The following is an 18,670-nucleotide window of genomic DNA, read 5'->3' as shown; positions in this document are numbered from 1 at the left end:
GCGGTCAGGACGGCGTAGCGGGCCCGGTGGCACCGGTGACGACCGAGATCAGGTGCCGCACCTGCCGCGCCATCGCCTCCCTGCCGACGGTGAGGTACGTGCGGGAGTCGACGGCCTCCGGGTGGGTGGCCAGGAATTCCCGGATCGCGCCGGTCATGGCGATGTTGAGCGCGGTGCCGACGTTGACCTTGGCGATGCCGCCCGCGACCGCCTCGACCAGCCCGTCGTCCGGTACGCCGGACGAGCCGTGCAGCACCAGTGGGACGGGCAGCGCGGCGGACAGCCGTTTGAGCAGGGCGTGGTCGAGGGCGGCGGTGCGCGTGGTCATGGCGTGCACGCTGCCGACGGCGACGGCCAGGGCGTCGACCCCGGTACCGCCGACGAAGTCCCGCGCCTGCGCGGGGTCGGTACGGGCGCCGGGCGCGTGCGCGTCCAGCGGGGGCTGCCCCCCCTTGCCGCCGACCTGACCCAACTCGGCCTCGATGTATAGCCCTTGGGAGTGCGCCCAGTCGGCGGCGGCCCGCGTGGCGGCGAGGTTCTCGGTGTACGGCAGCCGGGCCGCGTCGTACATCACCGAGCTGAACCCGGCGCCGGGCGCCTGGCGCAGCAGGTCGTCGCTCTGTACGTGGTCCAGGTGCAACGCGACGGGTACGGCGGCCCGTTCGGCGGTGGCACGGGCCGCGCGGGCGAGCGGCAGCAGCCGTCCGTAGCGGAACTTGACCGCGTTCTCACTGACTTGGAGGATGACGGGCGCGTCGGCCGCCTCGGCGCCGGCGATGACGGCCTCGATGTGTTCCAGTGTGATGACGTTGAACGCGGCGACGGCCGAGCGGGCTTCGACGGCACGGGCGACCAGCTCGCCGGTGGGCGCGAGAGGCACTTCGGGTGTCCTTCCGGGGCGCGGTACGGCGGGAAGTGTCAGACGGAGTCGGCGGAGCCGGCGCTCTCGGAGGCGTCGTGGGGCGCCTGGGGGTCGCGGGGTCCGGGAATCCCGGCGGCCCCGGCCTCGTGGGCGGAGGCGTCCGCCGTGAGGATCACCGAGCGGGTGAGGTGGCGCGGCCGGTCCGGGTCGAGGCCGCGCGCGGCGGCGACGGCGACCGCGAGCCGCTGGGCGCGGACGAGTTCGGCGAGCGGGTCGAGGCCGCCCGCGAGCCACAGCCCGCCGGTGCCCTGGACCTGTTCGGCGAGCCCCTCGGGCGCCTCGCCGAACATCCAGGTGGCGGTGCCCTTCGTGGTGATGCTGATCGGGCCGTGCCGGTACTCCATCGCCGGGTACGCCTCGGTCCAGGACAGGGACGCCTCGCGCATCTTCAGCCCGGCCTCGTTCGCGAGCCCGACCGTCCAGCCGCGCCCCAGGAAGGTGAACTGGGTGCATTCGACGAGGCTTTGGGGCACAGGGGTGGTGAGCGCGGTGCGGCCGTCGGCGACGACGGAGTCCGTGTGCAGGCCGAGATGGGCGCGCAGGAGGGTGAGGGCGGTGGTGGCGAACCGGGTCTGGACGACAGAGCGTTCGTCGGCGAAGTCCAGCACCACGACCTCGTCGGCGGCGCCCATCACCGGCGTGGCCGGGTCGGCGGTGACGGCCGTGGTGCGGGTCGCCGTACCGCGCAACCGGCCCAGCAGCTCCAGTACTTCGGTGGTGGTGCCGGAGCGGGTGAGGGCGACCACCCGGTCGTACGGCCGTCCGTACGGGAACTCCGAGGCGGCGAAGGCGTCGGTCTCGCCCTGCCCGGCGCCCTCGCGCAGCGCGGCCACCGCCTGCGCCATGAAGTACGAGGTCCCGCAGCCCACCACGGCGACCCGCTCGCCCGCCGCCGGCAGCGCGTCCCGGTGCCGCGCCGCCTCCCCGGCGGCCCGCGTCCAGCACGCCGGCTGGCTGTTCAGCTCGTCCTCGACATGGGTCATGCCCACACCCTCCCCTGGCCTGGCTGATTGTTCCTGCAAGATATAGCGAGCTTTCGAGCACAATCAAGCATTTTTGGCGGACGAGGGGCGCACTTCGGGGGTGCGCTAGGGTCACCGATCTGAGAACGACCGAGGATCGGAGGCCGCGGATGTCGCGGGACGCCCGCTGGAAGGCGCTGCTGGAACTGCTCGTGGAGCGGGGCCGGCTGGACGTCGAGGAGGCGGCGGCCGAGCTGGCGGTGTCGGCGGCGACGATCCGCCGGGACTTCGACCGGCTCGCCGAGCAGCAGATGCTGGTCCGCACCCGTGGCGGCGCGGTGGTGCACGGGGTGTCGTACGAACTTCCCCTGCGCTACAAGACGGCCCGCCGTGCCTCCGAGAAGCAGCGCATCGCCACCGCGGTGGCCGATCTCGTCGCGCCGGGCGAGGCGGTGGGGCTGACCGGGGGTACGACGACCACGGAGGTGGCCCGCGCCCTCGCCGTCCGCGCCGACCTGGCCACCGGCTCCCCGGTGCTGACCGTGGTCACCAACGCGCTCAACATCGCCAACGAGCTGGCGGTGCGGCCCCAGTTCAAGATCGTGGTCACCGGTGGGGTGGCCCGCCCGCAGTCGTACGAGCTGGTCGGGCCGCTCGCGGACGGGGTGCTCGGGCAGATCAGGCTGGACGTGGCGGTGCTCGGAGTGGTCGCCTTCGACGTGGTGCACGGCGCGGCGGCGCACGACGAGGCCGAGGCGGCGATCAACCGGCTGCTGTGCGAGCGCGCCGAGCGGGTCGTGGTCGCCGCGGACTCCAGCAAGCTGGGCCAGCGGGCGTTCGCCCGGATCTGCCCCGCCTACCTGGTGGACACCCTGGTGACGGACACGGCGGTGGACCCGGAGACGGTCCAGCGCTTCGAGGAGGCCGGGACCCGCGTCATCGCCGTATGACGGGGAAGCCGCCCGCCCTACCAGAGGACGCCGAGATCCGCCTTCACGAACCCCGCGCCGCGCTGGTCGTTGCAGCTGATCAGGGGCCTGTCGACCGGGCCGGGCGGGAACTGCTGCGCCTGAAGGGCCACGCTGACCAGGGTCAGCAGCAGATCGACGTCGCTCGCGGCGTCGAGGCGCAGGGTCACCCACGGCGAGCCGGGCACGATCCTGATCGCGCCGGAGCGCTTGAGGTCCCTGGCGAACCGCCGGATGGCCCGGTCGGTCAGCCGCAGATCGACATCGCGGCCGGAGTGGAAATGGACGATCTCACCCTTGGCGGAGACCACCGCCTGTCCCTGACCGCAGCTCGGCACGGCCTGTCTCAGGTCCGGCCAGGTCGCCAGTTGCGCGAACGCGTGCGAGGCCAACGTCATGGGCCCATCATGACGCGCTCACCCCGTTGCAACCAGCGCGTGAGCAAGCATTAACCGACCTGTGTCCGGACGGGGTTGCCGCTTTCAGACACACGTGCGACCCCAAGGCGACCGTCCCGCCAGGCGGATTCAGCCCACCATCGGGCCAATACCCTGTAATCAGGCGTCATTTCATGGGCAGATCCCCTGAATTTGCCGCCACGACATCGGCGGCCCGTACCGGCCGCGATGTGATCCCTCCCGACGGGGAGGCCGTGGGCGCAGGGCGGAGGTCTGACGTCCGGCGAACGCGTCCTCGCCGTAATCCAGTGGCCGACCGCGGCGACCGGAGGGAAGCTGTGCCCCATGACGACAACGTTAGTCACCGGGGCCAACAAGGGACTCGGCCATGAGACCGCCCGCCGCCTGATCGCCGCGGGCCACACCGTCTACCTGGGAGCACGCGACCCCGAGCGGGGCACGGCGGCCGCGGCCGGGCTCGGCGCCCGCTTCGTACGGCTCGATGTCACCGACGACGCGTCGGTCACCGCCGCGGCGGCCACCATCGAGGCCGAGGGCGGCCTGGACGTCCTGGTGAACAACGCCGGGATCGAGGTCCGGTCACCCGGCGGTGACATCATCGGCGCCGCGGAGCTGACCGCCGACGTGATGCGGGAGGTGTTCGAGACCAACGTCTTCGGCCTGGTCCGGGTGACCCACGCCTTCCTGCCGCTGCTGGAACGCTCCGCCGCGCCGGTCGTGGTCAACGTCAGCAGCGGCCTGGCCTCACTGGCCCTGGCCGGCAAGGGTTATCCGGGGGCCGCCTACCCGGCCTCCAAGACCACGGTCAACATGCTCACCGTGCAGTACGCCAAGGCATTCCCGCGGATGCGGATCAACGCGGTGGAGCCCGGCTACACCGCGACCGACCTGAACCGGCACGAGGGCACACAGACCGTCGAGCAGGGCGCCGAGATCATCGTCCGGATGGCCCAACTGGGCCCGGACGGCCCGACCGGCGGCTACTTCGGCACGTCGGGCCCGCTGCCCTGGTAAGCATCCGCGATACCACTCGCCTGGAGCTGTGTGTGACTGAAGCCCACAAGAAGCCCGCCTCGCTCTGGTCTTTCCAGTGTGGGGCGGGCGCTCGCGGAGTCGATTCCGGACCTCCCACCCGGACATCAGCCATGCCGCATGACCAGTGCAATGTGTCGAGTGCCTCGCGACGAACCAGACCAGACCACGCCCGACGTCGCGCGTTGGGCGGACGCACGGGTGACCTGTGAACTGCGACCCGCCTCCCGCTACAGCGACCTACTCGGTGTTCGTTATCGGGCCAGTGTGGAGTTGCCGGTCCGTCTTCGCGGAGATCAGAGATCAAGCTACGCTCGCGGCGTGGCTGACTACTTCCAGGTATCTACGGCAACTCCAACGAGAGAACAAGCTGTTGCACTGGCACGTACCGTCGTCAGTCGTCGCCTGGCGGCAGGCGCTCAAATCATCGGCCCGGTGATCTCCGCTTTCTGGCACGACGGGGAATTCGGTACAGGCGAGGAGTGGCAACTGCTGCTCAAGACCACTGCCGCCCGGTACCCCGAACTGGAAGCCCATCTCCTGCAACGTCATCCGTGGGAGAATCCAGAAGTCGCGGCAGTGCCGATCGAGGCGGGCTCCGAAGCCTGCCTGGAGTGGATCACCGCCAACACAACGCCGACAGAGTAAGGCATCAAGCCGCGCCCTCCACCGCGGCCATCCCCGTCCCGGCGCACGAGTACGACCGGGGGCGGCAGGTCAGCATCTCCTACGACGGGGGCCTGCTGACCTGCATGGCCAATACGCACTCGCCGACCATGATCGAGTCGGCGACACCGACCCCCGCTACAGCCACCGGCTCCGCATCGCCGCAGCCCTCAACAAGGACATGGCGGCGCTGATGCAGACCGGCACCAGCGACTCTTAATCGAGCCTCAGCTCCGTGCTCGATCCCACGTTCCGATCGAGGCACGTGGTCGAATTCTTACGCCACGAAGGCACGTACGCTGCATGGGTGATTGAGACCATCGTGTTCGATGTCGGAGAGACGATCATCCGTGACGATCGGTATTGGGCGTCGTGGGCAGACTGGCTCAACGTACCGAGACACACCCTATCCGCGCTCGTCGGAGCCGTCGTGTCCGGGGGCCAGGACAACGCGGACGCGATCCGGTTGTTGCGTCCTGGCATTGACCTTGACGCGGAGTACCGCGCCCGTGAGGCAGCAGGCCGGGGCGAGCATCTCGATGAGGCCGACCTCTACGACGACGTACGGCCCGCTCTGTCTGCTCTCCGTCAGGCGGGCGTCCGTGTCATCGTCGCCGGGAACCAGACCGCCCGCGCGGGCCAGCTGTTGCGCGGCCTGGACCTGCCCGCCGACCTGATCGCCACATCGGCAGAGTGGGGCGTGGCCAAGCCTCAGCAGGAGTTCTTCCAGAGCGTCATCGAGGTGGCCGAGGCCTCGCCAGCCCGCACCGTCTATGTCGGGGATCACCCAGCGAACGATGTCCACCCCGCGAAGGCGGCCGGCCTGCGCACCGCGCACCTGCGGCGCGGGCCCTGGGGGCATCTCTGGGCCGATGACCCGAAGACCGTGGCAGCAGCGGACTGGCGCATCGACGGCCTCATGGAGCTGGTGAGCCTCGCGGGGTGACAACAAGGGAGTAGTCCCACCGAGTTGGCGAGAGGCTGCTTCAGTACAGACGCGGTCTCCCGCCAGTACCGTTCGGAGTGGATGCCCGAACGGAGACAGTATGCCCGCGAACACCGACGGAGGAGTAGGCCGACGGATCGCCTACTACCGAAGCGTCGTCCGGCCCAAGATGACCCAGCAGGAGCTGGCGAATGCCGCCTGCGTCGCTCTGGGGACGATCCGCAAAATCGAGCGCGGCGAAAGAGGAGTAAGCGACGATACCCTCCAAGCCCTCGCCGACGCACTGGGGGTAGACCCGGTACGACTGCGCCACGATCGCGGGCCCGCTCATTCACAGGCGCGGGAGGGCCTGCCGACGCTGTCGGCAGCCATCGCCTCGTACGACTGCCCGGACGACGGTCCCGTCCGACCGGTGTCCGAGTTGCGCGATGCAGTCGATGCGGCTGTGAAGTGGCGGCTCAGCGCAGTACACGCGGATCGTTCGCGACCTCCCGGACCTGCTGACCGAGCTGACACGGGCCTACCACACGGCAGCCGACGGCGACCGCACCGAACCGGCGCAGTTGCTGGTGAGCGCCTACCGCTGCGCCGATGCGGCCGCCTACAAGCTCGGCGCGCACGATCTCTCGGCGCGCCTGATCGAACTGATGCGGTGGGCCGCGGCGGCGGCCGAGGACCCCCTGCTGACCGCATCCGTGGCGTACGTGCGCACCGAGACCTTCTTCGCGGCCCGCGCTCACGCCGCAGGCTTACGCGCACTCAGGCAGGCCATCGACGCGGCACCCGCACCGACGACGGCAGCACAGCATGCCGCACGCGGCGCCCTGCATATGAGGGCTGCCGTCATCGCCGGCCGTGCCAAGGACGCGGACGCTGCGGTCGCGCACTTGAGCGACGCTGCGCGCCTGGCCGAACAGGTCAAAGAAGACGTGTACTACGGCACCGCCTTCGGGCCCGACTCTGTGCGGATTCACCAGGTGTCGGTCGCGGTCAGCCTGGGCGGCGACCATGTGAGCACTGCCCTGGACGTCACACACGAGTGGAAGCCTCCGACCAGCCTTGCCGCAGAGCGCCGCTCGGGCTTCTACATCGAGCTGGCGCGCGCCCAGCTTTGGGCGGGCATGCCAGACAGCGCGTTCGAGTCGCTGAAGGTTGCTCGCAAGATCGCACCTCAGCACACTCGTGACCATCCCTGGGTCCGGGAAGACGCTTCGACACTGCGGCGTCTGCGCCGCACCGACTCGGAGACACTGACATCTTTCGCGGAGTGGTGCGCCGCCACCTGAGCACTACCGATGCCCAAGTACCCCTTGTCGGGGGTAGTTGTGACGCTTCCTCACCCTCAACATGTGTGCCACGCGCAGGCGCCAAAGACGGGCACGGGAAATGCAGGAAGCACATTCGCTCACCCCGGCGGTCGTTGACCGTCGTGTGAGCGCCGTCCGCCTTCATGGCGAGGCGTGCTTCGACTGCGGAGCCGTGAACCGTCCTCTGCGCGCGGCGGGCGAAGTCGTCGTCCGCGGCGCCACCCGAGTCTGGCAGATCCGAAGTTGCGGCTGCCGACGCGGAACGCCGGGAGATGCCTAGCCCTACAGAAACGCCACGAAGACCCGGCGGCCGCGGGCACACGACCGCCGGGCGTGGCCAACGCTCGAACCAGCGAGGGAGCGCCGACATGACAAACGCTACCGCCCAACCCCCGGTAAACGCACGGGGTGGCCGGATGACGATGCGCGTCTACACCATGGACCGCCACGGCACGATCACCCAGGACCGCGGCACGATCACCGTCGCCGTCGACGACAAAGTGTCGCCGCTGCCCCTGGCCGACTCCTACCCGGCGTGCCAGTGCCCGCTCTGCCGCCTCGGAAGGCCGGTGACCCGATGAGCGCTCCCGTGGAGCACGCCACCGACACCGATCCCGTGGACATCGCCACCATGCGCGAAACCGCCGCCCAGGCGCTCGGTATCGAGGACGAGACCGACGCGCCGCTCCCGGCGCCCGAGGCCCTCGACACCCTCATCGGCCAACTGCGCGGCCACCTGGAAATGCTCATCCCCGAGGTGGAGAAGGAGCTCGCCCAGCTGCCGAAGGAGAGCAGCCGCCGGTACTGCGCGAGCGCGTGCGTCGGCGAGGCCCGCGGCAAGCTCGCGGCACGGCCGGCGCCCCGCCCCGACGGCGAGGTGGAGTACGCCCGCCGCCTGGCGCGCATCCTGCGGGCGCTCCTCGACCACTTCGAGGGCAACGCCGCGCCGTGAAGGTGACCGTCGGCGTGCTCGTCTACGTGGCCGCGGTGACCGCCCCTGCCCTCGCACTGACGCACCCCCATGGCGGCCGTCTCGGGTCAGGGCCGCACCCCACCAGCCCCGCCGCCGGAAGGCAGCGGCTCGCCTTCCACCACGAGCGCGGCGGGCCGCCACCCCGCCCGGAGTCCCAGAAGACCCTGGGCGGGGTGCGCGCCACGAAGGAGAACGGAACGATGGACCCCGCACAGCTACAACCGCCGGAGCCGGACGTCGACCCGGCCGAGGAGAAGGCCTGGATCAATCGGCTCATCCTGCTTCACGAGAGGCCGTTACCCGGTGAGATGAGCGAACAGCAACATGCCGGGGAGCAGTGCATGTGGTGTTCGGCCGGCGACCCGACCGAATTGCGGCCTCTGAACGGCATGCTGCCCGTGTGGCAGCCGCGCGCCTGCCCGCCGTGCATCGAGGCGCGGGGCGTGAAGGTGAAGACGTTCGCTGTATGGGCCGAGCACGTCGCGGACTGCACCGCCTGCCAGCTCGGTGGTCGCTGCCCCGCTGCGATGCCGCTCGCTGAGGCTCACGCCGCAGCGGTCGACACGGCGACCGGCAGCAAGCTCGTCAACCTCATCTGCTGCAAGGTGCAGGAAGATGTCCATGCTGGAGCTGGAGCTACCCGGTATCGACCACCGTGTCCGGCAGGACGATGACGAGCGAACGGTGTGGATGCTGCACCCGGACGGCTCCTGGGCTCGTGCCACGGCGAAGGGTTTCCTCGACCCACCGACGGTGCACCAGGGTGGCCCGCGCCGTCTGTGGGACGCCCTGGAACGAATCCGCAATCGACTCAACCGGGAGGGCCGACTCCCCGTCTACGGTGCCCAGGTCGTCATCGCGCCAGACGGAGAGACCACTCTGTCTCGAGGTGCCTGGTCCATCACCCTGTAATCCCCTGACCGGCCCCGCTCGTCCGCTACCTCCCCGAGGCTGGCGAGCGGGGCCACGGGCATACCGAAGGGCCCCCGCCGCAGTCCTGCGGCGGGGGCTCGGTGCTCAGTACTGGCGGCGTTGAGGGCCGGGCCCGGCCTGGGGCGTGGTGCTGCCCCTGTCGGTCGGCTGGGGGGGGCGCTGTCCCTCCGGCAGACAAGCGCATCCGGGTCGGAGGCGGGGGTCTGGAGGCTGAAGCCGTCGGGGCAGTTCTGCCCGTCACGCCCGTCTTTGCCGTCCGGGCCGTCCTGACCCGCGTGTCCGGGCGGCCCGGACGGTCCCAGCGGCCCCCATGGCCCCGCCGGACAGCTGGGGCCGGCCGCCCCGCGCCCCGGTCACGGAGAAGCCGCCGACGACGGCCCCCCACACGCTGGAACCTTCATCGGTCACCATTCCGCGAGTCGGTGACGGTCACCGTCGGCCTGGAAGTAGTCCCTGTTGCTATGCGGGGGCGCGGTGGCCGGGATCGCGTCCGCGTCACAGATCCGCCAACTCGCCATACCCGGCGATCAAGTTCAGCACGGCTGCCGCACCCATGCCCCCCGAGGGGACGGACCTCATCGCCCCCGAGCCCAGGGCCCCCTCCGCAAATCCCCTTGCTCCCTCCCTCCGCCGCCCCCTACGCTGACTTTGTGCCGCTCATAAACAAAACCCGAACGCACACCGTCGTGCCGGGCCGGGACCTCGTCGGGCTGCGGGTGGCGATCACCGCGTTCTTCGCACTGGACGGGTTCATCTTCTCGGGATGGGTCGTGCGCATCCCGGACATCAAGCACCAGACCCACGCCTCCGCCGGAGCCCTCGGGCTCGCGCTGCTCGGCGTGTCCGCCGGGGCCGTGCTGACCATGATGCTCACCGGCCGCCTGTGCCGCCGCTACGGCAGCCACCCGGTCACCGTGGCCTGGATGATCGTTCTCTCCCTCAGTGTCGCCCTGCCCCCGCTCACCCACTCCGCACCCGCGCTCGGCACCGTCCTGCTGCTCTTCGGCGCGGCGTACGGGGGCGTGAACGTCGCCTTCAACGCCGCCGCCGTCGATCTCGTCGCCGCCGTACGACGGCCGATCATGCCCGGTTTCCATGCCGCGTTCAGCCTCGGCGGGATGGTCGGCGCCGGCGCCGGCGGGCTGGTCGCCGGTTTCCTCTCCCCCACCCGCCATCTGCTCGGGATCACCGTGATCGGGCTGCTCGTGACGGCCGTCGCCGGGCCGAGCCTGCTGCGGCACGAGCCCCCGGCACCGCCCGCGGACGACCGGGGACCCGCGGCGACCGGCGGAGGCCGGGCGCCCCGCGTCGCCGGGCGCTGGCTCGTCGTGGGCTTCGGGCTGGTCGCGCTGTGCGACGCGTACGGCGAGGGGGCCATGGCCGACTGGGGCGCGCTGCACCTCAAGCAGGACCTCACGGCGTCCGCGGGCACGGCGGCGACCGGGTACGCCTGCTTCGCGCTCGCCATGACCGCGGGACGGCTCTCGGGTACGGCCCTGCTGGGCCGACTCGGCCGGGCCCGTACGGTGATCGCCGGCGGCTCGGTCGCGGCGGCGGGCATGCTGCTCGGCTCGCTCGCGCCGTCGGTCTGGATGGCGCTGGCCGGTTTCGCGATCACCGGGCTCGGACTCGCCAACATCTTCCCGGTCGCCATCGAGCGGGCGGGCGCGCTGGCCGGGGCGTCCGGCGTCGCGATCGCCTCCACGCTCGGGTACGGCGGCATGCTCCTCGGTCCGCCCATAATCGGGTTCATGGCCGACTGGTTCTCCCTGCCCACCGCGCTCACCAGCGTGGCCGCGCTGGCCGCCGTGGCCGCCCTGATCGGGGTGGCGACGCGCCGGGCCCTGAACGGCTGACGGCTTCCGGCACCGCCGTAGAGGGCCGGCAGGAACATGGCCGGCCCAAACCCGTTGGCCGCTCGCCGCCCCGCCCCGCTATCATTGCCGTATGCATCTTTCGTCGTGTCCGTGCTGGTGGCGCTCCTCGTAGGAGCGGCCGCCGCGCAGGCATGAACCGGGCCGTTCGGATGGACGGCCCTTTTTCTGTGTTCCTGGAAGCAGGGGCGGGGCGTCCCGACGGCCCGCCCGACCCACACCAGGAGACCGAGATGAACCCCACCCCGCAGGCCGTGCCGTCCGGGGCGCCGTCCGCCGCCGACGTTTCCGACGCGCTCGGCACCTCCGCCGCGCGGGCCCGCAGCGCGGAGCTGGAGAAGCTGATCGCCGAGGATCCGGGGGAGTTCCGCATCCTCACCGGCGACCGGCCCACCGGAAGACTGCACCTCGGGCACTACTTCGGCACCCTCCACAACCGCGTCCGGCTCCAGAACCTCGGCGTGGAACTGTTCGTGATCATCGCGGACTACCAGGTGCTGACCGACCGCGATGTCGCGGACGACCTCCAGTCCTACGTCGACGAGCTGGTCCTCGACTACCTCGCCATCGGCGTGGACCCCGAGCGCAGCACGATCTTCACGCACAGCGCCGTCCCCGCCCTCAACCAGCTGATGCTGCCCTTCCTCAGCCTGGTCTCCGTCGCCGAGCTGAACCGCAACCCCACGGTCAAGGACGAGATCGCGCACTCCCGTCAGTCCGCCGTCAGCGGGCTGATGTTCACCTACCCCGTGCACCAGGCCGCCGACATCCTCTTCTGCAAGGCCAACCTGGTCCCCGTCGGCCAGGACCAACTGCCCCACCTGGAGATCACCCGGACCATCGCCCGCCGCTTCAACGACCGCTACGGGCACGGCACTCCGGTCTTCCCCCGGCCCGAGGCGCTGCTGTCCGAGGTGCCGCTGCTGCTGGGCACCGACGGCACCAAGATGAGCAAGAGCCGGGGCAACTCCATCGTCCTCGCCGCCACCGCCGACGAGACGGCCCGGCTGCTCAAGGGCGCGAAGACCGACTCCGAGCGGCACATCACCTACGACCCGGCCACCCGCCCCGAGGTCTCGTCCCTGCTCCTGCTGGCCGCGCTCTGCCAGGGCCGCACCCCCGAGGAGGTGGCCGACGACATCGGCTCCGCGGGCGCGGCGGCGCTGAAGAAGACCGTGACGGAGGCGGTCAACGAGTATCTGGCCCCGATCCGGGCCCGGCGCGCCGAGTACGCCCGCGACCGCGGCGAGCTGCGGCGCATCCTGCGCGCGGGCAACGAGCGGGCCAACGCCGTGGCCGACGCCACCCTCGCCGAAGTGCGGGCCGCGATGAACAGCGACTACTGAATCCCCGGTGCGGCCCGCGTGAATCCCCCTGGCGCACGCCAGACCCCGGTGCCGCGCGAGCGAATCCCCGGTGCGGCGCGCGGGCGGGTCCGGCAGGATCGCCCCATGCAGACCACCGAATTCCTCCAGGTCCTCGACCGCGAAGGCCAGTCGCTGGCCGCGGCCGCCGAACGGGCCGGTACCGGCGCCGAGGTGCCGGCCTGTCCCGAGTGGCGGGTGCGGGACCTGCTGCGGCACACCGGCGCGGTCCACCGGTGGGCCGCGGGCTTCGTCGCCGGGGGGCACACCGGGCCCCGGCCGATCGGCGAGGCGCCTGACCTCTCCGGCGCCGACCTGGTGGCCTGGTACCGGGACAGCCACCGCCTGCTGGTCGAGGCCCTGTCCGCCGCCCCCGCCGACCTGGAGTGCTGGACCTTCCTCCCGCTGCCCGAACTCCCGCCGCTGGCGTTCTGGACGCGGCGGCAGGCGCACGAGACGACCATGCACCGGTACGACGCCGAGACCGCCCGCGGCGGAGCAACCACCCCGATCGCCGCCGGCCTCGCGGCGGACGGCATCGACGAGTTGCTGCGCGGCTTCCACGCGCGGTCCAGGAGCCGGGTGCGGACGGCGGAGCCGAGGACGCTGCGGGTACGGGCGACGGACGCGGGCGAGGACGCGGTGTGGACCGTACAACTTGACGCGGAGCGGCCTCCGGTGACGTCACGTCAGGCAGACGGCAAGGCCGATGCCGAATTCTCCGGCCCGGCAGACCAGTTGTACCTGGCCCTGTGGAACCGCGTGCCCGTCCCGCACGTCTCCGGCGACCGGTCGCTCGCCGCCCTGTGGCAGCGCACCTCGGCGATCTGACCCCCCGTCAATCTCCTTCTTCGCCCCTCAGTATCCTGGCCAGCACCGCGCGCTGCACCGGTCGCACCTCGGTGTGCAGCGCCCGGCCCTTCGGGGTGAGGGCGACCCGGACGCCCCGGCGGTCCTCCGCGCAGGCGCCCCGCTCGACCAGGCCCTCCTTCTCCAGGCGGCCGATGAGCCGGGAGAGCGCGCTCTGGGTGAGGTGGACGCGCTCGGAGATCTCCTGGACGCGGTAGGCGCAGCCGTGCGGCCCCCGGCGCTCGGCCAGCAGGTCCAGGACCTCGAAGTCGCTGGCGCACAAGCCGTGGGCCCCCAGGGTCCGGTCCAGTTCGCACTGGGTACGGGCATGCAGGGCGAGGATGCCCCGCCACTGCGCCACGAGTGCCCGTTCGTCCGTCGTCGACGTCATCGACGCACCGTAGCAGTCCCATGGGCGGGTAAAGAAAGCCGGATTCGGGCGCTCCGGGCGGTCAGCGCAGCCCGGCCCCGTGTGCGAGCCCCGTCACCGCGTGCCGGAAGAACCGCTCCCGGTCCTCGATCACGTTGTTGAACTGGCCGAACAGCTCGAAGCTCACCAGTCCGAACAGCTGCGCCCAGGCGGCGACCATGGCGGCGGTCACCTCGGGGGGCAGGTCTGGGGCGATCTCGGCGGTCAACCGCTCGACCTCGGGGCGCAGTTCGGCGGGCAGCGGGAGTTCGGCCAGCGCCAGGCCCGGGCTCCGCGCGGCGTCACGGAAGATGCCGATGAGGACCATGGCGGCGCGGGCGGCGGCCGGGATGGTGGTCTCGGGGGCGGCGTAGCCGGGCACGGGCGAGCCGTAGATCAGCGCGTACTCGTGCGGATGGGCGAGCGCCCAGGCCCGTACCGCCTCGCACACCGCGGTGAAGCGGGCCACGGGCGCGGCGGCGCCGGCGGCGTCCCGCGCCTGCTCCGCGGCCGCGCCCACGGCGTCGTACGCGTCGATGATCAGAGCCGTCAACAGGTCGTCGCGGCTGGGGAAGTAGCGGTAGAGGGCGGAGGAGACCATGCCCAGTTCGCGGGCGACGGCCCGCAGGGAGAGCTTGGCCGCGCCCTCGGCCGCGAGCTGTCTGCGGGCCTCTTCCTTGATGGCCGCGGTTACCTCGTTCCTGGCCCGTGCGCGGGCGCCCTGTGCGGTGCTCATGCCCGTCATTCTGCCACGCGCGAGAGCAGCGCACACAGAAGAGAGCAGTGCTCTTGCGCCGGAGCGCCGGTCTCCCCCATGCTGGTGTCAACCGAGAGCACTGCTCTCCCGAACCGTGGAGGTCCACCATGTCGTCGTCCTCGCCGTACTACCTCAAGGGCAGCCCGCTGAACGTGCGTCTGAACAGCGTGATCGGCTGGCTCGCCCGGCGCGGGATCAGCCTCGCGGGCACCGCCGAGCTGTCCGTGAAGGGCCGCAAGAGCGGCGTGATGCAGCGCATCCCGGTCAACCCGCACACCTACGAGGGCGCGCAGTACCTGGTCTCGGCGCGCGGCCACTCGCAGTGGGTGCGCAACATGCGTGCCGCGCACGGCGGTGAGCTGCGCGTCGGACGCAAGGTGCGCGCCTTCACCGCGGTGGAGCTTCCCGACGCCGAGAAGCTCCCCGTCCTGCGGACCTACCTGGAGAAGTGGGGCTGGGAGGTGAACCAGTACTTCGCGGGGGTGACCGCCGCTTCCTCGGACGAGGAGATCATCGCGTGCGCCGGCGACCACCCCGTCTTCCGGATCACCGTCACGAAGTGACCGGCTCCTCCTGCGCCGTGGCGGGCTCCGCGGCGTCGGCGGCCCGCGCCGGGCCCGGATCGAGCATGGTCAGGGCGCGCTGGGCCAGCGGGTGGGAGCGGACCAGCTCACCGAGGGTGGTGGCGCCCCGAGTGATGTTGCGGAACGCGTTCCAGGCGGGACGGAACCCGGTGAGGGCGGCGTGGAAGAGGCCGGGGCGGCGCTCGAACGCCGCGAGCAGGCGCCTGCCGACGCTCATCTCGACGCCGAGCCCCGCCTTGACCGCGAAGGCGTAGTTCAGGGCCTGACGGCGGGCGTCGACGGCGTCGTGCGCCTCCGCTATGCGCACCGCCCACTCGCCGGCCAGCCGGCCCGAGCGCAGCGCGAAGGAGATGCCCTCGCGGGTCCAGGGCTCCAGGAGCCCGGCGGCGTCGCCGCAGACCAGGACCCGGCCGCGGGAGAGCGGCGAGTCGTCGGCCCGGCAGCGGGTCAAGTGCCCGGAGGAGACGGCCGGTTCGAAACCGGCGAGACCGAGGCGGGCGATGAAGTCCTCCAGGTAGCGCTTGGTCGCCGCGCCCTCGCCGCGGGCGGAGATCACCCCGACCGTCAGCGTGTCGCCCTTGGGGAACACCCAGCCGTAACTGCCGGGAAGCGGGCCCCAGTCGATGAGCACCCGGCCCTTCCAGTCCTCGGCTACCGGCTCCGGGACCGGAATCTCCGCCTCCAGGCCGAGGTCCACCTGGGCCATCTTCACGCCCACATGGGCACCTATCCGGCTGGCGCTGCCGTCGGCGCCGACGACCGCGCGGGCCAGTACCGTCTCGCCGCCCTGGAGGACGACGGCGACCGTGCGCCGGTCGGGGACCGCCGAGCCGTGCTGCTCGACGCGCTGCACGGTCACGCCCGTACGCAGCTCCGCGCCCGCCTTCTGGGCGTGCTCGACCAGCTGCTGGTCGAACTCGGGCCGGTTGATCAGCCCGAACAGCATCTGCCGGGAACGGCGGGTGCGGGTGAAACGCCCGTTGTGGGAGAAGGTGACCGCGTGCACCCGGTCCCGCAGGGGCAGCTCGAAACCCGGCGGCAGGGAGTCGCGCGAGGGCCCGATGATGCCGCCGCCGCAGGTTTTGTACCGGGGCAACTCGGCCTTCTCCAGCAACAGAACGCGGCGCCCCGCGACCGCCGCCGCGTAGGCGGCCGAGGCCCCCGCGGGTCCCGCACCCACCACGACGACGTCCCACACTCGCTGCACGTCGTCCGCCGAAGAGTTCTCGCCGCTCACGATGGTCTACTGCTCCGATCAAGCCGCTGCCGCTCCCGCACCCGCGACATCCCGCGAGCAGGGGTAACCGATGTATCACGCATCCTACGGCCGCGAGCCGCGTGCGCCGCTGTGGGAGGATCGATCCACCCAGCAGGACAACGTCGCACCTACGAGGAGCGTGCCCATGTCGTCGAATCCGGTCGCCGAGACCGTCGCCTCTCTGATGCCGAGGGCCAAGGCGGAGCTCGCCGAGCTCGTCGCCTTCCGGTCCGTGGCGGACTTCGCGCAGTTCCCGAAGAGTGAGAGCGAGGCCGCCGCGAACTGGATCGCCGACGCACTGCGCGCCGAGGGATTCACCGACGTCGCCCTGCTCGACACCCCCGACGGCACCCAGTCGGTGTACGGCTTCCTGCCGGGCCCGCAAGGCGCCAAAACGGTTCTCCTGTACGCCCACTACGACGTGCAGCCGCCGCTGGACGAGGCCGGCTGGACGACTCCGCCGTTCGAGCTGACCGAGCGCGACGGGCGCTGGTACGGCCGGGGCAGCGCGGACTGCAAGGGTGGTGTGATCATGCACCTGCTCGCGCTGCGCGCGCTGAAGGCGAACGGCGGCGTCCCGGTCAACGTCAAGATCATCGTGGAGGGCTCCGAGGAGCAGGGCACGGGCGGCCTGGAGCGGTACGCCGAGCAGCACCCGGAGCTGCTGACCGCGGACACCATCGTCATCGGTGACGCGGGCAACTTCCGGGTGGGCCTGCCGACGGTGACCACGATCCTGCGCGGCATGACGCTGGTCCGGGTGGGTGTCGAGACCCTCGCGGGCAATCTGCACTCGGGCCAGTTCGGCGGCGCGGCGCCGGACGCGCTGGCCGCGCTGATCCGGGTGCTGGACTCGCTGCGCGCGCAGGACGGCTCCACGACGGTGGACGGTCTCGACGCGTCGGCCGTGTGGGACGGCCTGGAGTACACCGAGGGGCAGTTCCGCTCGGACGCCAAGGTGCTGGACGGCGTGGGGCTGATGGGCTCCGGCTCGGTCGCCGACCGCCTGTGGGCGCGTCCGGCGGTCACCGTGCTCGGCATCGACTGCCCGCCGGTCGTCGGCGCCACCCCCTCGGTGCACGCCAGTGCCCGTGCGCTGGTCAGCCTGCGGGTGCCGCCGGGTGTGGACGCGGCGGAGGCGAGCAAGCTGCTCCAGACCCACATCGAGACGCACACCCCGTGGGGCGCACGGGTCACCGTGGAGCAGGTCGGCCAGGGCCAGCCGTTCCGCGCCGACGTCTCCAGCCCGGCCTACCAGGCGATGGCCGACGCGATGGCGATCGCCTATCCGGGCGAGACCATGCAGTACGCCGGCCAGGGCGGCTCCATCCCGCTGTGCAACACCCTCGCCGGCCTCTACCCGGACGCGGAGATCCTGCTGATCGGCCTGAGCGAGCCGGAGGCCCAGATCCACGCGCTGAACGAGAGCGTGGCGCCGGAGGAACTGGAGCGCCTGTCCGTGGCGGAGGCACTGTTCCTGCGGAATTACGCGGGCTGAGCGGCAGCCGGGGCGGCCCTCGGTGCGGGCCGCCCCGTTCGCCCTCCGCCTTGCCCGGCCTGCCGGGTACAGGCGAGCGGCACCTTGCCGAACTGCTCCGGGAGTAGCTGTCCGCCGGGCCGTTTCCGCTCTGGGCGCAGGGGTTCCGCCGTGGGCTGAGCGCTCTCGCGCCCGGTCCCGGCCCGGCCTACGGTCGGGGCATGGACGTGATCGAGCTTCTCCCCCGGCTGCACCTGCTGCGCTTCCCGGTCGGTCAGGCGTATCTCTGGCGGGACGGCGAGGAGTTGACGCTGATCGACGCGGGGACGATCGGGTCGGGCCCGGTGATCGCCGGGGCGATCAGGGCGCTGGGGCGCGCGCCCGAGGATGTACGGCGCGTCGTACTGACCCACTTCCACGAGGACCACGCGGGTGGAGCGGGCGAGTTCGCCGTGCTGAGCGGTGCGGAGGTGCTCGCCCATCGGCTCGACGCGCCGTTCGTCCGGGGTGAGGCCCCGGGTCCGGCGCCACGGCTCGCCGAGTGGGAGCTGCCGATCCGGGCGGACGTCGCCCGGCGGCTGCCCGCGGGCACCCCGCTGCCGCCGCCGTCCGTCACGGACGTGACCGACGGCGAGGTGCTCGACTTCGGCGGCGGCGCGCACGTGGTGCACGTGCCCGGTCACACGGACGGCAGCATCGCGGTCTTCCTGCCCGCCGAAGCCGTGCTGTTCACCGGGGACACCGTGGCGTCGCTGCCCCCCGAGGGCGTGCTGTCCCCCGGCGACCCGGTGACAGCGGCGCCCGCCGAACCCACGCTGATTCCGGGCGTGTTCAACCTCGACAGGGCCCGGCTCCTCGCATCCGTACGGCAGTTGGCGGACCTCGGCGCCGAGGTGGCGTGCTTCGGCCATGGCGACCCGGTGCTGCGCGGCGCCGCCGCCGAACTGCGCAGGGCGGCCGCAGGGTGACG

The 18,670-nt window shown here is 71.7% G+C and carries 21 protein-coding genes and 1 pseudogene; 16 read left to right on the top strand and 6 right to left on the bottom strand.

Annotated features, from left to right (window positions below):
• Positions 1 to 4: 4 nt before the first annotated feature.
• Together ACE4Q9_RS29760 and ACE4Q9_RS29755 are read right to left on the bottom strand one after the other, a co-directional pair.
• The gene (locus ACE4Q9_RS29760; RefSeq protein ID WP_397987606.1) at positions 5 to 880 is read right to left on the bottom strand and encodes a ketose-bisphosphate aldolase; all 876 of its coding nucleotides are present in this window, start codon (positions 878 to 880) and stop codon (positions 5 to 7) included.
• Between the two features lie 38 nt (positions 881 to 918).
• Positions 919 to 1,905 carry an SIS domain-containing protein gene (locus ACE4Q9_RS29755; protein ID WP_397987605.1) on the bottom strand — a complete coding sequence of 329 codons (987 nt, stop codon included), beginning with the start codon at positions 1,903 to 1,905 and terminating at the stop codon, positions 919 to 921.
• Positions 1,906 to 2,054: 149 nt separating this feature from the next.
• On the opposite strand from ACE4Q9_RS29755, the gene ACE4Q9_RS29750 reads away from it, so the two are divergent.
• A complete protein-coding gene (locus ACE4Q9_RS29750) occupies positions 2,055 to 2,834 on the top strand; it encodes a DeoR/GlpR family DNA-binding transcription regulator (RefSeq protein WP_397987604.1) in 780 nt (259 codons plus the stop codon).
• 17 nt (positions 2,835 to 2,851) lie between these two features.
• Here the strand turns inward: ACE4Q9_RS29750 and ACE4Q9_RS29745 are convergent, their stop codons facing one another.
• Positions 2,852 to 3,250 carry a luciferase family protein gene (locus ACE4Q9_RS29745; RefSeq protein ID WP_397987603.1) on the bottom strand — a complete coding sequence of 133 codons (399 nt, stop codon included), beginning with the start codon at positions 3,248 to 3,250 and terminating at the stop codon, positions 2,852 to 2,854.
• 345 nt (positions 3,251 to 3,595) lie between these two features.
• Between ACE4Q9_RS29745 and ACE4Q9_RS29740 the strand changes: the two genes are divergently transcribed.
• The 12 genes and pseudogenes from ACE4Q9_RS29740 to ACE4Q9_RS29685 all read left to right on the top strand — a co-directional run bounded on the left by ACE4Q9_RS29740 (position 3,596) and on the right by ACE4Q9_RS29685 (position 13,197).
• Positions 3,596 to 4,285, top strand: coding sequence for an SDR family NAD(P)-dependent oxidoreductase (locus ACE4Q9_RS29740; protein WP_397987602.1), 690 nt, complete (start codon positions 3,596 to 3,598; stop codon positions 4,283 to 4,285).
• A 339-nt stretch (positions 4,286 to 4,624) separates the two neighbouring features.
• A complete protein-coding gene (gene cutA / locus ACE4Q9_RS29735) occupies positions 4,625 to 4,951 on the top strand; it encodes a divalent-cation tolerance protein CutA (RefSeq protein ID WP_397987601.1) in 327 nt (108 codons plus the stop codon).
• Positions 4,858 to 5,163: a putative ATP-grasp-modified RiPP gene (gene tgmA, locus ACE4Q9_RS29730; RefSeq protein ID WP_397987600.1), complete on the top strand. Its 306-nt coding sequence runs from the start codon at positions 4,858 to 4,860 to the stop codon at positions 5,161 to 5,163. The genes cutA and tgmA overlap by 94 nt, the downstream gene beginning before the upstream one ends.
• A 113-nt stretch (positions 5,164 to 5,276) precedes the next feature.
• The gene (locus ACE4Q9_RS29725) at positions 5,277 to 5,915 is read left to right on the top strand and encodes an HAD family hydrolase (RefSeq protein ID WP_397987599.1); all 639 of its coding nucleotides are present in this window, start codon (positions 5,277 to 5,279) and stop codon (positions 5,913 to 5,915) included.
• 100 nt (positions 5,916 to 6,015) lie between these two features.
• Positions 6,016 to 6,168, top strand: a pseudogene (locus ACE4Q9_RS29720) (helix-turn-helix domain-containing protein); the annotation flags it as partial.
• 316 nt (positions 6,169 to 6,484) lie between these two features.
• Positions 6,485 to 7,201: a hypothetical protein gene (locus tag ACE4Q9_RS29715; protein ID WP_397987598.1), complete on the top strand. Its 717-nt coding sequence runs from the start codon at positions 6,485 to 6,487 to the stop codon at positions 7,199 to 7,201.
• Positions 7,202 to 7,638: 437 nt separating this feature from the next.
• Positions 7,639 to 7,803, top strand: coding sequence for a hypothetical protein (locus ACE4Q9_RS29710; protein ID WP_397987597.1), 165 nt, complete (start codon positions 7,639 to 7,641; stop codon positions 7,801 to 7,803).
• Positions 7,800 to 8,174 carry a DUF6415 family natural product biosynthesis protein gene (locus ACE4Q9_RS29705; protein WP_397987596.1) on the top strand — a complete coding sequence of 125 codons (375 nt, stop codon included), beginning with the start codon at positions 7,800 to 7,802 and terminating at the stop codon, positions 8,172 to 8,174. The genes ACE4Q9_RS29710 and ACE4Q9_RS29705 overlap by 4 nt, the downstream gene beginning before the upstream one ends.
• Positions 8,171 to 8,869, top strand: a complete 699-nt coding sequence (locus tag ACE4Q9_RS29700) for a hypothetical protein (RefSeq protein WP_397987595.1) — start codon at positions 8,171 to 8,173, stop codon at positions 8,867 to 8,869. Before ACE4Q9_RS29705 ends, ACE4Q9_RS29700 begins: the two co-directional genes overlap by 4 nt.
• A 909-nt stretch (positions 8,870 to 9,778) precedes the next feature.
• Complete coding sequence (locus tag ACE4Q9_RS29695; RefSeq protein ID WP_397987594.1) at positions 9,779 to 10,984, top strand: MFS transporter; 1,206 nt, start codon at positions 9,779 to 9,781, stop codon at positions 10,982 to 10,984.
• Between the two features lie 251 nt (positions 10,985 to 11,235).
• Positions 11,236 to 12,348, top strand: a complete 1,113-nt coding sequence (gene trpS, locus ACE4Q9_RS29690; protein ID WP_397987593.1) for a tryptophan--tRNA ligase — start codon at positions 11,236 to 11,238, stop codon at positions 12,346 to 12,348.
• Between the two features lie 105 nt (positions 12,349 to 12,453).
• On the top strand, positions 12,454 to 13,197 hold the full coding sequence (locus ACE4Q9_RS29685; protein WP_397987592.1) for a maleylpyruvate isomerase family mycothiol-dependent enzyme: 744 nt from the start codon (positions 12,454 to 12,456) through the stop codon (positions 13,195 to 13,197).
• Positions 13,198 to 13,204: 7 nt separating this feature from the next.
• On the opposite strand, the gene ACE4Q9_RS29680 is transcribed toward ACE4Q9_RS29685, so the two are convergent.
• Positions 13,205 to 13,606 carry a MarR family winged helix-turn-helix transcriptional regulator gene (locus tag ACE4Q9_RS29680; RefSeq protein WP_397987591.1) on the bottom strand — a complete coding sequence of 134 codons (402 nt, stop codon included), beginning with the start codon at positions 13,604 to 13,606 and terminating at the stop codon, positions 13,205 to 13,207.
• Positions 13,607 to 13,667: 61 nt separating this feature from the next.
• Positions 13,668 to 14,360, bottom strand: a complete 693-nt coding sequence (locus tag ACE4Q9_RS29675) for a TetR/AcrR family transcriptional regulator (RefSeq protein ID WP_397987590.1) — start codon at positions 14,358 to 14,360, stop codon at positions 13,668 to 13,670.
• A 128-nt stretch (positions 14,361 to 14,488) separates the two neighbouring features.
• On the opposite strand from ACE4Q9_RS29675, the gene ACE4Q9_RS29670 reads away from it, so the two are divergent.
• Positions 14,489 to 14,944, top strand: coding sequence for a nitroreductase/quinone reductase family protein (locus tag ACE4Q9_RS29670; protein ID WP_397987589.1), 456 nt, complete (start codon positions 14,489 to 14,491; stop codon positions 14,942 to 14,944).
• Here the strand turns inward: ACE4Q9_RS29670 and ACE4Q9_RS29665 are convergent.
• Entirely contained in the window at positions 14,934 to 16,202 is a 1,269-nt protein-coding gene (locus tag ACE4Q9_RS29665) for a geranylgeranyl reductase family protein (RefSeq protein ID WP_397987588.1), read from the bottom strand. The genes ACE4Q9_RS29670 and ACE4Q9_RS29665 overlap by 11 nt on opposite strands.
• A gap of 166 nt (positions 16,203 to 16,368) precedes the next feature.
• Between ACE4Q9_RS29665 and ACE4Q9_RS29660 the strand changes: the two genes are divergently transcribed.
• Together ACE4Q9_RS29660 and ACE4Q9_RS29655 are read left to right on the top strand one after the other, a co-directional pair.
• A complete protein-coding gene (locus ACE4Q9_RS29660) occupies positions 16,369 to 17,721 on the top strand; it encodes a dipeptidase (protein ID WP_397987587.1) in 1,353 nt (450 codons plus the stop codon).
• Positions 17,722 to 17,921: 200 nt separating this feature from the next.
• On the top strand, positions 17,922 to 18,668 hold the full coding sequence (locus tag ACE4Q9_RS29655; protein ID WP_397987586.1) for an MBL fold metallo-hydrolase: 747 nt from the start codon (positions 17,922 to 17,924) through the stop codon (positions 18,666 to 18,668).
• Positions 18,669 to 18,670 lie beyond the last annotated feature (2 nt).

The organism is Streptomyces sp. AM6-12 (assembly GCF_044327085.1).
Classification (GTDB): Bacteria; Actinomycetota; Actinomycetes; order Streptomycetales; family Streptomycetaceae; genus Streptomyces.
The sequence above is the reverse complement of the archived record's forward strand: the minus strand, read 5'-3'. Positions and strand labels throughout refer to the sequence as shown.

What these genes read in the sequence shown, in the direction of transcription:
- ACE4Q9_RS29755 (WP_397987605.1), bottom strand. Translation starts at nt 1,905, where the DNA reads ATGACCCATGTCGAGGACGAGCTGAACAGCCAGCCGGCGTGCTGGACG.
- ACE4Q9_RS29750 (WP_397987604.1), top strand. Translation starts at nt 2,055, where the DNA reads ATGTCGCGGGACGCCCGCTGGAAGGCGCTGCTGGAACTGCTCGTGGAG.
- ACE4Q9_RS29745 (WP_397987603.1), bottom strand. Translation starts at nt 3,250, where the DNA reads ATGACGTTGGCCTCGCACGCGTTCGCGCAACTGGCGACCTGGCCGGAC.
- ACE4Q9_RS29740 (WP_397987602.1), top strand. Translation starts at nt 3,596, where the DNA reads ATGACGACAACGTTAGTCACCGGGGCCAACAAGGGACTCGGCCATGAG.
- ACE4Q9_RS29710 (WP_397987597.1), top strand. Translation starts at nt 7,639, where the DNA reads ATGACGATGCGCGTCTACACCATGGACCGCCACGGCACGATCACCCAG.
- ACE4Q9_RS29705 (WP_397987596.1), top strand. Translation starts at nt 7,800, where the DNA reads ATGAGCGCTCCCGTGGAGCACGCCACCGACACCGATCCCGTGGACATC.
- trpS (WP_397987593.1), top strand. Translation starts at nt 11,236, where the DNA reads ATGAACCCCACCCCGCAGGCCGTGCCGTCCGGGGCGCCGTCCGCCGCC.
- ACE4Q9_RS29685 (WP_397987592.1), top strand. Translation starts at nt 12,454, where the DNA reads ATGCAGACCACCGAATTCCTCCAGGTCCTCGACCGCGAAGGCCAGTCG.
- ACE4Q9_RS29680 (WP_397987591.1), bottom strand. Translation starts at nt 13,606, where the DNA reads ATGACGTCGACGACGGACGAACGGGCACTCGTGGCGCAGTGGCGGGGC.
- ACE4Q9_RS29675 (WP_397987590.1), bottom strand. Translation starts at nt 14,360, where the DNA reads ATGAGCACCGCACAGGGCGCCCGCGCACGGGCCAGGAACGAGGTAACC.
- ACE4Q9_RS29670 (WP_397987589.1), top strand. Translation starts at nt 14,489, where the DNA reads ATGTCGTCGTCCTCGCCGTACTACCTCAAGGGCAGCCCGCTGAACGTG.
- ACE4Q9_RS29660 (WP_397987587.1), top strand. Translation starts at nt 16,369, where the DNA reads ATGTCGTCGAATCCGGTCGCCGAGACCGTCGCCTCTCTGATGCCGAGG.
- ACE4Q9_RS29655 (WP_397987586.1), top strand. Translation starts at nt 17,922, where the DNA reads ATGGACGTGATCGAGCTTCTCCCCCGGCTGCACCTGCTGCGCTTCCCG.